This window comes from uncultured Thalassospira sp., from assembly GCF_963976115.1.
Classification (GTDB): domain Bacteria; phylum Pseudomonadota; class Alphaproteobacteria; order Rhodospirillales; family Thalassospiraceae; genus Thalassospira.
In genome coordinates, this window is record NZ_CAXBJJ010000001.1 from 287,949 (window position 1) to 300,630 (window position 12,682).

Here is a 12,682-nt window from a genome sequence, read left to right on the forward strand (position 1 = left end):
GCACTTACTCCTGCCCGGATGCAGGCGCGTCCTGATTAACGCCAAACCGGTGCCCCAGTTCGCGCATACCGGCATGAAAGGAAAAATCACGGCGAACAATGGCGTTGCCCACCTTACCCATGCTATCGCGCCCTGCAGGATCTGCAATCATTTCAGCCAGCACCAGAGACAACGCATCAGGATCACGTTCGGGCACCAGCCGTCCGTTCACCCCGTCGCGGATCAATTCGGGAATGGCGGAAATATTGGTCGAAACGGCTGCCAGCCCGCAAAGTTGTGCTTCCATCAACACATTGGGCAGACCATCGCGGTCGCCATCTTTTTCAATGCGGCTTGCCAAAACAAACAGGTCGGCTTTCTGGCAGGCAGCAATTACGTCGGCCTGGTCCTGCGGCCCTTGCCAGTCACAGCGATCGGCAATGCCCAGTTCATGGGCAAGGGTGCTATATTTTTCGCCATTGCCACCGCCAATATGAACAAAGCGCCAATGCAGGTTTTGCGGCAGTTTTGCCAATGCCTTTAACAGGTCGTCATAACCCTTTTTGCCGACCAGACGCCCGACGGACAGGATCACAACAGGATCAGTCGCATCACTGCCCGCACGCATTGGGCGGTTTGGCAATTGTTCGGGAAAGCGCGAAAAATCCAGCCCGTGATACAGCAAATTCACCTTCGCGGGGTCATCTGCCAGCGCGCGTAAATGGTCCACATTGGCGCGCGTACAGGTTACCAGCCAGTCCATATCGGCCAGCTTTTCGCGCATTTCCCAATCCGGGCTGGTATAAATATCCTTGGCATGTGCCGAACAGCACCACGGCAATTGCCGCATCATCGCTCCGTACCGGGCGACAGAGGCCGGTGTATGCAGGAAATGGGCGTAAACCCGGGTAATATCGGCGGGCAATTCTGCCGCCATCACCATCGCCTGCCCCAACCGGCGCAGACGATTGCGGGTTCGGTCACGGCGAAAATCACGCCGCCAGGCGGCAATCGCGGCTTTGTAACCCGGCATTTTGCGGGCCTTCCACCACCCGGCCAGCACGCGCATCGGCGCATCATGCAAATATTCGGGCAAATAATCGACCGGGCCAGTAATACGCTGATGGATCGGATGGCGTTTTTTATCGGTCGGGTGACGCAGCGAAACGATACGATAGGGAATTCCTGCCTGCTGAATGCCCAGAATCTCCTGGGCGATAAAGGTTTCAGACAGGCGCGGATAGCCCTTTACGACAATGGCAACATGATCGATACCCGCAAGATTGGCCGAAGTCATGCCGTTGCGTACTCTGTTTCAATAATGTTGCGTGGCAACCAGCGTTCCACCATTGTCGAAACCGTATCAAGCCCGCCCATCAAACCGGGAACCGTCACACGGGACGGCGACGGCTGTGCCACCAGCCCGCGCAGAGCCTGCGCCATTTCCAGCGGCGGGCGGCCACCGTCTTCGGTCAACATCCGCACCAGTCCCAGCTTTTCAGCTTGCGACGCGCGCACATATTGCTCCAGCCGTGGCACGGTACGGGGCACAATGATCGATGGTTTATCGAAAGACAGAATTTCGCAAAACGTATTATAACCGCCCATGGCAATAACACCGCTGGAACGCGCCATCAGCATTTCAACATTGGCGTCAAACGTAATCACCGACAGTTTTTCAATGCTTTCGGCACGATCCATAAATATCTGCTGATCAGCGGGGGGCATAAACGGCCCCAGCACCACAAGCGACGGCATGGGAATATCCGGATCGGCTTCATAGGCGCTAATCACCCAATCGACCAGGTTAACACCATCGCCCCCCCCGCCGGTGGTAACCAGAAAATAAGGTTCGTCCAGTCCCAGCGACCCGTGTTCGGGGGCTGGTTTGCGGGTCGCGGTGCGGGGCAAATACCCGGTATAGGTCATTTTTTCTTCAACACCGGGTGCCAGATCGATCCCGGCAAGCGGGTTGCAAATCTCGCGCAGGCCATAAACCCAGATATCATCGTAATAATTCGCCAATGCAGGCGCACAGTTTTTGCGCAGCCATTCTTCACGCAGGGTTTCGGGGTCGTCCATCACATCGCGCAGGCCAAGAACCAGCCGGGTATGGCGGTCTTTCAGCAATTTCAATGTCGGTTCAACTTCACCACGCAAACCAAGCGGTTCCTTGTCAACGATGAACAAATCCGGGTCGAACACATCGGCCGTATGCTGAATGATCGATTCACGCATCGCCAGCATCTGATCAACATCGATATCAAGATTAAGCGACGTATATTCGCCATTCGACAGCTTGATCACGCCGGGAATACGAACAAAGTCGACCCGTGAACGAAATTCAAAACTGCCAATGATCGGTGATCCCGACAGGATCAACACCGAAACATCATCGCGATTATCGACCAAAGCATGCGCAATGGTTCTGCACCGCCGCAAATGACCAAGACCAAATGTGTCGTGACTATAAATCAGAACACGATAGCCTCGTCCGCCTTTTAAAGACATAATACCGTCCGCAATTCAGGTGCCCCCAAAGACATGGTCGCCGTTACGGCAAAAACCTTGCCGGTGTAAATTGCCCATATCCCATTGAACCTCCCGTCGATCTTTTTTTCAAAGGTGACAGGAATTGAAATAATGACAAGCAAATCTGTCCTATAGTTAGCAGATTTCAGACAGATGCAACCATTAGAAACGCCCTTGTCCTGATCAACAGACGCAAAAGCAGGCCAAGTTCCAATAACGACATCAGCTTCGCATGTGCAACAATTTTACCGCCCCTTCACTGGAAATTGAACGAACAGCCCCGCCGTTACCCCACGCATCCCAAGCGGCACGGCATATACGGCATTTTTCGCATAAAACACCCAAAATACATGCAGGGCAAAAAGCCATTGGCTCCTGCCCTGCATGGGTCACCATTTTCCCCCGATCATGGGGGCAAAGTGACTGGTTTTTATCCGCCCTCGCCCCCTGGCGCTAGGAACGGTCAATGACCGATGACAGCTTGGCCAGCAGTTTTTCGCGTTCGCGATTGGTCGATATTTCAGCAAGTTTTTCCGAAAGGGACGTAAGAGTGCGGGCATAATCATTATGCCAGTCCTCGCACGACATCGCATTGGCAGGAAGGCGACGTGTGATGGGCGGCTGGTGTTCCTTGCCACGGCGCAACACAACCGTTTCATCAAGTGACGGGCTGGATAACAGTTTTGCCGGAATGTCATTTGCGATCAAAAGGTCGCGAAAGGTGGTGCGGGCCGGGTTTTCCCCGTGCGTCAGGAAAATGGCCTTATGCACCGGCAGGCGTGCCTTTACCCATTTCAGCAATGTTTGCTGGTCGGCATGGCCTGAATAAATATCAAGATTGCGCACCCGTGCGCGCACCTGAATTTGATCACCATGAATACGAACGTTTTTTGCGCCCGACAACAATATCCGCCCTAACGACCCTGCCGCCTGATACCCAACCAGCAGCACCGTGCATTCGGACCGCCACAGATTGTTTTTTAAATGGTACCGCACCCGCCCCGCATCGCACATGCCACTGGCAGACAGGATAATCGCCCCGCTTTTGATGCGGGCCAATTGAATGCTGGCTTCAACATCGGGCACCATATGAAAATTGGGATGATTGAGGGCGCGCGCATCCGCCGCGTCCAGATAACGGGCAAAAACCCCGGTTGCACGCTGGGCCAGCGGGCTGTCGATAAAGACATCGGCCTTTGGCAATTGACCGCTGTTAAACAAGGCCGCCAGATCCACCAGCAATTCCTGGGTGCGCGCCACAGCAAAGCTGGGAATAACAAGGTTCCCCCCCGCGATCAGGGCTTCGCGAACTTCGCCTGCCAACAGGGTTCGGCGCGCGTCGGCCGACATATCCACCCGTTCGCGATCCCCATAGGTGGTTTCAACAAACAGGTAATCCACATCGGACGGACCTTCGGGAGCATCGTTAAAAACGGCTTCGCCCGTGCCAACATCGCCGGAAAACAGCAAATGCCGAGGCTTATGCCCCACTTCGCCGTCAATACGCACTTCGATAGAGGCCGAGCCAAGAATATGTCCCGCATCCCAATAGCGAACCTCAAACCCTGGCGCAATTTCGATCCATTGGTGATATTCAACGGGGCGCAACCGTTTCAGGGCTTTTTCGGCGTCTTCGCGAGTATAGATCGGGTCCACTTGCGGGCGGCCCCGGCGGGCGTTGCGACGATTTAACCGGTCAACTTCGGTTTCCTGAATATAACCGGAATCGGGCAGCATATAGGTCAGCAAGTCACAGGTTGGTTCGGTGGCAAAAATCACCCCGACAAACCCGGCCTTGACCAGTTTCGGAATCAATCCGGAATGATCAATATGGGCATGGGTTAATAAAACAGCCCGTATGCTGCCGGCATCAAATGGAAACGGCCCATAATTAAGTTCCTTGACTGTCTTGCTGCCCTGAAACAGACCGCAATCAATCAAAAAATTTCCTGCCGGTGTCCGCAACAGATAACATGACCCTGTCACACCACCCGCAGCGCCACAAAATGTTACTGAAAGGGTCATTGAAGCCTCCTTACGCCTTGCCCGATTGCCAAACAACAATGGGTGCGCAGACCGGTTGGCTTCCATGACATGGATCAGTTGGAAAATTTATTGCCAAAAACAACTGCAAAAAAGTGCGGTGCCTAAAAAGCCTGCAATCCTGCAAACGCAATATAATCTACCAGATCTCCGTGCCCGACCGCATCACGGTTTTCTGCCAGTTCGATCAAACCTTCCGCCCACACCATCGAGGTTAAAACACCCGAACTGCTGGACCGAAATGGCAATGCCACCCATTGCCCGTTACCATTCCGGTGCAAACGGGCGCGCAACCATTCGCGCCGCCCGGTGCTGCGTTTAAGGGCAAACCCGGCCGGCACACCAAAGCGAACCGGTGTGCGATCTTCGCGGCGCGCCCCCATCACATGAAGCAATAACGGTACCGCAAATAACAGCCCCGATACCATCACCGATACCGGATTACCGGGAAGGCCCAGCACCAGACAATCGCCAATTTTACCCCGCATCAAGGGTTTACCCGGCTTTATTGCCAGCTTCCAAGCGTGAATTTCACCAAGGCTATCGACCACCGGCTTTAACAAATCGGCCTTGCCGACCGACACCCCGCCAGATGTTAAAATGACATCGTGGTTTTGCGCGGCATCGCCAAGGGCAGATTGTAGCACCGCAAAATCATCGCGCAACAGGCCAAGGTCGGTGACCTCGCAGCCAATGGCACGCATCATACCAATCATGGCAAAACGGTTGCTGTCATAAATGCCGCCGGGCGGCAATGCATCCCCTGGCACGGACAACTCGTCACCGGTGGAAAAAACTGCCACCCGCAATGGTTTGGCAACCATCAGGCTGTTTTTGCCCTGCCCCGCCGCCACCGCCACATCCTGCGGACGAAGCCTTTTACCTGCCGCCAGCACAACATTGCCAGCCGTTACATCCTCGCCTGCACGGCGAATGTTATCACCACGGCGCAGGCGATTTATGGCATCGCGTTCGATGCGAATTTCACTTTCATCATCATTTGCCGTGACATTTTCCTGAATGATAACCGCATCGGCCCCGGCGGGAATGGCTGCACCGGTTGCGATACGAACCGCCCGGCCAATCGGCATTTCCCGACCAAACGGATGCCCGGCCAACGACACACCCGCCACCGGGATGCTTAACGCGCCCATATCTGGCATGGCGGCAATATCATCCAGACGCAGGGCATAGCCATCCATCGCCGAATTATCAACCGATGGCACATTGATCGCCGCGATCACGTTCTCGCGCAAAATTGCCCCGTAACAATCCGTCAGGGGGCGATTTTCGGTTTGCGCACAAACCGCGACCTGTTCACATGCCCGCGCAAGGGCCACATCAATCGGCGTCAGGCCCGGCTTTGGCACCAAATCGGCAACAACATCTGCATCCGCCCCAACCGTTACCCCCGAAGATGCAATTTTATCGGCCATGTCTGCCACCTTAACCCTGTGCTGTGAAAGCCAAATTTAATCTGTGATAGCCCGATCCGATGCACCGAAACAACTGCGAAGGTTATAATGCCAACGTAAAACGATTAGCCACGATGCCCGGGACGGGACCGGGAAATGGCCCGGCTTAGCATCACCACGGGAATAACGCCTACCACAACAATCGTCAGCGCCCCCAGGGCAGCCTGTTCGATCATTTCGTCCTTGGCATACTGATACACATGGGTTGCCAATGTGTCGAAATTAAACGGCCGCAAAATCAGGGTGGCGGGCAGTTCTTTCATCGAATCAACAAACACCAGAACGCAGGCGGCCAAAATACCGCCGCGCACCAGCGGAAAATGAATGCGCTTTAAGGTACCAAACGGGGTTTCCCCCAAGGTCCGGGCGGCATCATCCATACTGGGGCGCACCTTGCCCAAGGCGGCCTCGATCGAGCCATAGGAAACGGCCATAAACCGCACGCTATAGGCAAAAACGATGGCGAAAATCGTGCCGCTTAACATCAATCCGGTCGAAACACCGAAATGATCCCGCATAAAACCATCGACTGCATTATCCAGCCCGGCAAACGGCACCAGAACGCCAATCGCCAACACAGCACCCGGCACCGCATAGCCCACCGACGCCAACCGGATGCAGGCCCGCAAGGCCGGTTTGGGAAACAGGCGCAGGGCATAGGCCAAAAACAGGGCGGCACTTACCGCCATCACAGTTGCCAGGCCCGATACCATCAGGCTGTTGCGCGCAAATTCAAAAAAGTCGCTGGTCCAGGATTGATCAAAATAACCAACCGAATAATAAACCAGCACCAGGGCCGGAATAACAAAACCCAGCAAGATCGGCAGACTGCAAATCAAAACACCCGCCACCTTGGCCCCCAGCCCCAATTCATAGCCGGGCAATTCCTGGAACCGTGACGTGGTATCGTGAAAGCGCTGTCGACGGCGCGAATAACGTTCCGCCACAATCAGCACCATCACAACGGCCAGCATGGTTAAGGCAATTTGCGCCGCCCCACCGGCATTACCCATGCCCAGCCATACATTAAAAATACCGGCGGTTAAGGTATGAACGGCAAAAAAGTCGATGGTGCCAAAATCGTTCAGGGTTTCCATCAAGGCGATAATCACGCCAACCACAATGGCCGGGCGCGCCAATGGCAAGGCCACAGACACAAAGGCGTTCCATGGCCCCCGGCCCAATACACGGGCCGCTTCAAGCACACACACCGATTGCGACAAAAACGCCGCCCGGGCCAGCATATAAACATAGGGATACAGCGTTAGGCTGAGCACCACAATCGCACCGCCCTTGGTGCGAATATCGGGGAACCAGTAATCACGCGCCGTTTGAAACCCGAACCACGCCCGAAGCGTGCCCTGCACCGGCCCGGCATATTCCAGCAAATCGGTATAAACATATGCCACGATATAAGCCGGAACCGCCATTGGCAGCAGCATGGCCCATTCAAAAAACCGTTTGCCCGGCAAACGGCACATGGTCACAACCCAGGCTGAAGAGACCCCGATCAGGGTTACGCCGATACCGACCCCCAACATCAGAATAAAGGTATTGGACAAATACCGTGGCAGCATGGTCGATGCCAGATGCGGCCAGATATTTTCGGTTGGAAACAATGCCAGATACACCACCGCCACAATGGGGGCCGCGACCAGCAATGCAATCAGCATCGCCCCGCCCAACCACCATGACGATTGCCCTTGCGGCCACCACCGCATGGACCGCACCAGCGGGCGTCGTTGCAAGGGATCAACTGTTTCGCTGGGCCCGGTGCCGCGAATGTCCTGTTTAACTGCCAATTTGCACCGATGCTTTATTCGTTAAAACCAACTTCGTCGATCATGCGAATGGCATCACCGCGCAAATTGGCGACGTCGTTCAAGGGCAATTCGTCGGCCTTGAAATGACCCCAGGATGCAACCATTTCCGACCATTCAACCCCTGGCTTGACCGGATATTCAAAATTGACTTCGGCATACATATGCTGGGCTTCATCGCCCGATAAAAATTCGACCAGCTTGATCGCATTTTCACGGTTCGGCGCATTTTCCATCAGGGCCACACCGGAAATATTCACATGCGTTCCCCGGTCTTTCTGATTGGGAAACACGATTCGCACCTGTTTGGCGGCATCGGCCTTGTTCGGGTCATCCAGCATCTTGCCGTAATAATAGGAATTGCCAATCGCAACGTCGCACACCCCCTGCGAAACCGCTTCGATCTGGTCAATATCGGCCCCTTGCGGTTTACGCGCCAGATTGTCTTTTAACCCTGTCAGCCATTTTTTGGCATCCTCCGGGCCGTGATGGGCAATCATGGAAGCCACCAGGGCAATATTATAAACATGCATCCCCGAACGAATGCAAATGCGCCCTTTCCATTTCGGATCGGCCAGGTCTTCGTAACGTTCAATCGCATCGGGTTCAATGCGGTCAAGCGATGTGTAAATCACCCGCGCCCGCGTGGTCAGCCCCACCCACTGGGCATTTTCATCGCGATATTGGGCCGGTATATTCTGTTCGATGATGCCGCTGGTCAAAGGCCGGGTTACACCGGCATCGACCGCATCCTGAATACGGCCAATATCCACGGTTAACAGCAAATCGGCCGGGCTGTTACGGCCTTCATGCTTCACCCGTTCAACCAGCCCGCTTTGCGAAAACAGGGTATTGACGCGAATACCGGTTTCCTGGGTAAATTTGTCAAACATCGGTTTGATCAGAAACGGCTGGCGCAATGAATAGACATTCACTTCCTGCGCGGCCTGGGCAACAGAGCACGAAACCGTTGCCATCACCAGTCCAAGGATAAATTTTCGCAGGTACATGAAGGGTCTCCTGATCGTTCCAATAATGACAATGGGAATGAAATACATTCGCAGGCGGCGAAATTACCGTTTCATCATCCCGATTGGCAAGGCACAATCACGCCGATCGCTTTATTGTTGGCACTATAAACTGCAAGGTATCGGCAAATAACAATGCCTGTGCGACCAAAACCAGCCTTAAATTGCCGCCCTGCAAGGTATTTTAAAACGCCTTTAACCTGGGCAACCTTTGGTAAAAACAAATTTTTATCCCCTTGCCGATGCAAAAGGGCAGCAAAAATGCTGCCCAATCCGAATGCTGAAATAAAAGATGCTGCTAATCGCGCCTATTCGTTATAGCCAACCTGATCGACCATCTTGATGGCATCTGGACGCAAACGGGCGATTTCGGTTAACGGCAACTGATCGGCCTTGAATGTGCCCCAGGATTTAACATTTTCGGCCCACTCAACACCGGGTTTGACCGGATATTCGTAATTCACCTCGGCATATATCTTTTGTGCATCGTCACTCACCAGAAACTCCATCAGCTTGACGGCATTTTCACGGTTCGGCGCCCCTTTGATCAGGGTCATGCCCGAAATGTTCATCGACATGCCACGGTCATCCTGATTGGGGAAAACAATGTTGACGGCCTCAGCCCAGCTGCGCTGTTGCGGATCATCTAGCATCTTGCCGTAATAATAAGTGTTGCCAATGGCGATATCGCATTCGCCTTCCTTGATCGCCTTGACCTGCCCCCGGTCATTGCCCTGCGGTTTGCGCGCCAGGTTGGATTTTAAACCTTCCAGCCATGTTTTGGCATCCTTTGCACCGTGATGGGCAATCATGGATGCAAACAGGGCAATATTGTAATCATGCGTGCCAGACCGGGTGCAAACCCGCCCGGCCCATTTGGCATCGGCCAGGTCTTCATAGCGGGTGATTTCACCTGCGCCGACACGGTCTTTCGAGGCATAAATCGCCCGTCCCCGCTGGGTCAGGGCAAACCAGTGCCCGGTTTCATCGCGCAAATGGGCCGGAATGCTGGCAGTTAAAATGTCACTATCAACCGCATCCGTCACACCGGCATCAACCGCCTGCGCGATACGGCTGATATCGACCGTCATCAAAACATCGGCAGGGCTGTTTACCCCTTCCTGTTTGATGCGTTCGACCAACCCTTTTTCGGCGAAAATCACGTTAACCTTGATGCCGGTCTGATCTGTGAATTTTTTAAACAAGGGCTCGACCAGAAAAGCCTGACGCAGCGAATACACATTCACTTCCTGTGCCGATGCCGCCGTAGCGCCCAAAACAGCCGACCCGATTGCCAGACCGCCAATGATTGTTGCGAATTTCATCCACACGTTCCTTCAGGGTTTATAAGGATATCCAGATTGGTAGCTGTTGCGAATAACTTGCAAACTCAATACCAGATACCTCAAAAACCCGCAGGTGTACAACCGCGCCGTCGATCCCCCCGCCACGATTGTGACACACTTCACTCCATCGCATCGCAATACGACGCGTCTTAACGCTATAGAACGTTAAAGGATCCGGCACTGGATGTGCGCCAAGCCTCCAGAAACTCGGCATAAGCCGGGATGTCGCCTGCCCGTTCCTCAAGCCATGCCACGGTCAGGTTAATGGCATGATTATAGCCGTCATGATCCGACAGGCCGGTATGAAGCACATAGCGCAAATAAAGCAGATAGGTATTTAACACATCAGTTTCGCAATAGCGGCGAATGCCGTCAATTTCCCCGGCATCATACATGTCGGCAACCTTGCTGCCATCGACGCCGGTTTTGCCGGGCAAATCCAGGGCGGCACAAACCTCGTTCATTTTGGTCCGTGCCGACGCCCCATAATCGGATAAAACCTCGGCCAGGTCGCAATGCCAGTTTGGCGCATAGCGCGATGTGTAATTTTCCCATTTATTGGCCGCCTGATGTAACCATCGCGCCGAAACGCCATGTTTCATCGCCCGATATTTCAGCACCGGCAAATCAAACCCGCGGCCATTGAAACTGACCAGCCGGGGATATAACTTGCCGCAATAAGAGAAAAAGCCCGCAACCAGGTCTTTTTCCTCGCTGGTCAAATCCCCGCCAGATCGCAATTCTTCAATTTCATAGGTTTCCAGATTGCCGTCGCGCTGAATCGTGGCGCGTAAAAAGCTGATCGCGACAACCTTGTGAAACGGCTGACGGGCAAAACCGTTGCGCCCGTTTGTAATATCAAGATGATATTGTTCCAGCATCTGTCGCCCAGTTTGCGGGTCCGGGGCGGTTTGCCCGGTTAATTGCGGCAAAACGTCAATATCGGGCACGGTTTCAATATCAAAAACAAACAGGCTGTCATGCATCGCTCAGTTCCGGTCATTTTAATGCCATGGGTGTATTGCGCCACCATATACCCGATAGGACCTGATTTAACACAACAGATCACAAACTGGCCCGCCAACCGCCCTGTTGTCTGCCCGGGCAACCACACCGGCACAACCTGCTGACATATCCTGTCACTTTTACCGTGATCAATGGTTGCACCAACCCGGAAGGCGCGGCTAAACTTTTACGATGACTGTATCGGACTGCAAGCTGGCCACGCCAAACAAAAGCGACAGAACCAAAACCGATCTGGTTCATATGATAAATGTCGGGTTGCATATGATGCGCTTCCGAACCGTGAAAAAATTCGAGGAACACCAACCATGAAATTCCTGTCCGGCGGAGCCGCAGCGCTGATGGCAATCGGCATCGGCCTTTCCTTTCAACTTGGTGCAACAAAGGCCTACGCGGCCGATGTGTCATGCGAAATTAATCGCCCGGTGATGTTTGCCGGGCTTAATTATGACAGCGCCCTGTTTCACAATGCGGTCGCCCGCTACATTATTGAAAAAGGCTATGGCTGCCAGACCGACGCCCTGCCCGGCGAAACCGTTCCGCTTTTAACCGGGGCGGGCAAGGGCGACATTGATGTTGTGATGGAAATCTGGCGCGACAATGTTGCCGAAGCCTGGAAAAAGGCCGAGGAAGCCGGCAACGTCAAACAGGTTGGGGTTAATTTTGACGATGCAGTTGAAGGCTGGTTCGTGCCTGGCTTTGTCATCAAGGGCGACAAGGAACGCGGGATCGCACCAATGGCACCGGACCTTAAGTCGGTATCGGACCTGCCCAAATATACCAAACTGTTTGAAGACGCCGAAGAACCCGGCAAGGGCCGTTTTTATAACTGCCCGTCGGGCTGGGTCTGTGAAAAGGTCAATACCAACAAGTTAAAGGCCTATGGCCTTGACGGCAGCTATACCAATTTCCGTCCTGGCACCGGTGCCGCTTTGTCCGCCACCATTGCATCGGCCAACAAGCGGGCAAAACCGATCCTGTTTTATTACTGGGGCCCCACCTGGGTCATGGGCCTGTATGACAGCGTCAAGCTGCAAGAACCGGCCTATAACAAGGAAATTTTCGACAAGCTGAAAGATGGCAGCGATACCAGCAAGGCAACGGCCTATCCGCAAAGCACGGTCACTGTCGGGGTGAATACCGCATTCATGAAATCAGCCCCGAAACTGACCGCATTTCTGTCGCATTATCACACCAGCAGCGCGCTGGTGTCCGAAATGCTGGCTTATATGCAAGATGAAGGGGAAAAGCCCGAAGGGGCCGCGCAATATTTCCTGAAAGAAAAACAGGATGTCTGGACCAAATGGGTTCCGGAAGATGTTGCAAAACGGGTAAAAGACAGCCTGTAAATCCGGGCCTTTGGGGCCATTAACCCCTACAATCGGGGCAGTCACGGGCTGCCCCTTTTTTGTGGTATTATTGGCTTGCACGCGGGT

At 53.9% G+C, this 12,682-nt stretch carries 9 protein-coding genes; 1 reads left to right on the forward strand and 8 read right to left on the reverse strand.

The annotated features are described in order from the left end of the window. Nucleotides 1–4 precede the first annotated feature (4 nt). The 8 genes from AAC086_RS01380 to AAC086_RS01415 all read right to left on the reverse strand — a co-directional run bounded on the left by AAC086_RS01380 (nucleotide 5) and on the right by AAC086_RS01415 (nucleotide 11,209). Nucleotides 5–1,276 carry a glycosyltransferase family 4 protein gene (locus tag AAC086_RS01380; RefSeq protein ID WP_339774367.1) on the reverse strand — a complete coding sequence of 424 codons (1,272 nt, stop codon included), beginning with the start codon at nucleotides 1,274–1,276 and terminating at the stop codon, nucleotides 5–7. Next, nucleotides 1,273–2,490: a glycosyltransferase gene (locus AAC086_RS01385; protein ID WP_339774368.1), complete on the reverse strand. Its 1,218-nt coding sequence runs from the start codon at nucleotides 2,488–2,490 to the stop codon at nucleotides 1,273–1,275. Before AAC086_RS01385 ends, AAC086_RS01380 begins: the two co-directional genes overlap by 4 nt. Before the next feature lie 474 nt (nucleotides 2,491–2,964). Then, nucleotides 2,965–4,536, reverse strand: coding sequence for an MBL fold metallo-hydrolase (locus AAC086_RS01390; RefSeq protein WP_339774370.1), 1,572 nt, complete (start codon nucleotides 4,534–4,536; stop codon nucleotides 2,965–2,967). A gap of 122 nt (nucleotides 4,537–4,658) precedes the next feature. Then, nucleotides 4,659–5,990, reverse strand: a complete 1,332-nt coding sequence (gene glp / locus AAC086_RS01395; RefSeq protein WP_339774372.1) for a gephyrin-like molybdotransferase Glp — start codon at nucleotides 5,988–5,990, stop codon at nucleotides 4,659–4,661. Nucleotides 5,991–6,094: 104 nt separating this feature from the next. Continuing rightward, complete coding sequence (locus AAC086_RS01400; protein ID WP_339774374.1) at nucleotides 6,095–7,831, reverse strand: iron ABC transporter permease; 1,737 nt, start codon at nucleotides 7,829–7,831, stop codon at nucleotides 6,095–6,097. Between the two features lie 14 nt (nucleotides 7,832–7,845). Further along, nucleotides 7,846–8,859 (reverse strand): Fe(3+) ABC transporter substrate-binding protein, encoded by a 1,014-nt coding sequence (locus AAC086_RS01405; RefSeq protein ID WP_339774376.1) that lies wholly within the window; start codon nucleotides 8,857–8,859, stop codon nucleotides 7,846–7,848. Between the two features lie 326 nt (nucleotides 8,860–9,185). Next, on the reverse strand, nucleotides 9,186–10,202 hold the full coding sequence (locus AAC086_RS01410; protein WP_339774378.1) for a Fe(3+) ABC transporter substrate-binding protein: 1,017 nt from the start codon (nucleotides 10,200–10,202) through the stop codon (nucleotides 9,186–9,188). 176 nt (nucleotides 10,203–10,378) lie between these two features. Then, the gene (locus AAC086_RS01415) at nucleotides 10,379–11,209 is read right to left on the reverse strand and encodes a 3'-5' exonuclease (RefSeq protein ID WP_339774380.1); all 831 of its coding nucleotides are present in this window, start codon (nucleotides 11,207–11,209) and stop codon (nucleotides 10,379–10,381) included. 345 nt (nucleotides 11,210–11,554) lie between these two features. Between AAC086_RS01415 and AAC086_RS01420 the strand changes: the two genes are divergently transcribed. Beyond that, nucleotides 11,555–12,595 (forward strand): ABC transporter substrate-binding protein, encoded by a 1,041-nt coding sequence (locus tag AAC086_RS01420; RefSeq protein WP_339774381.1) that lies wholly within the window; start codon nucleotides 11,555–11,557, stop codon nucleotides 12,593–12,595. Nucleotides 12,596–12,682 lie beyond the last annotated feature (87 nt).

Coding starts and splice junctions, on each gene's coding strand:
- AAC086_RS01380 (WP_339774367.1), bottom strand. CDS start 1,276: ATGACTTCGGCCAATCTTGCGGGTATCGATCATGTTGCCATTGTCGTA.
- AAC086_RS01385 (WP_339774368.1), bottom strand. CDS start 2,490: ATGTCTTTAAAAGGCGGACGAGGCTATCGTGTTCTGATTTATAGTCAC.
- AAC086_RS01390 (WP_339774370.1), bottom strand. CDS start 4,536: ATGACCCTTTCAGTAACATTTTGTGGCGCTGCGGGTGGTGTGACAGGG.
- glp (WP_339774372.1), bottom strand. CDS start 5,990: ATGGCCGATAAAATTGCATCTTCGGGGGTAACGGTTGGGGCGGATGCA.
- AAC086_RS01405 (WP_339774376.1), bottom strand. CDS start 8,859: ATGTACCTGCGAAAATTTATCCTTGGACTGGTGATGGCAACGGTTTCG.
- AAC086_RS01410 (WP_339774378.1), bottom strand. CDS start 10,202: ATGAAATTCGCAACAATCATTGGCGGTCTGGCAATCGGGTCGGCTGTT.
- AAC086_RS01415 (WP_339774380.1), bottom strand. CDS start 11,209: ATGCATGACAGCCTGTTTGTTTTTGATATTGAAACCGTGCCCGATATT.
- AAC086_RS01420 (WP_339774381.1), top strand. CDS start 11,555: ATGAAATTCCTGTCCGGCGGAGCCGCAGCGCTGATGGCAATCGGCATC.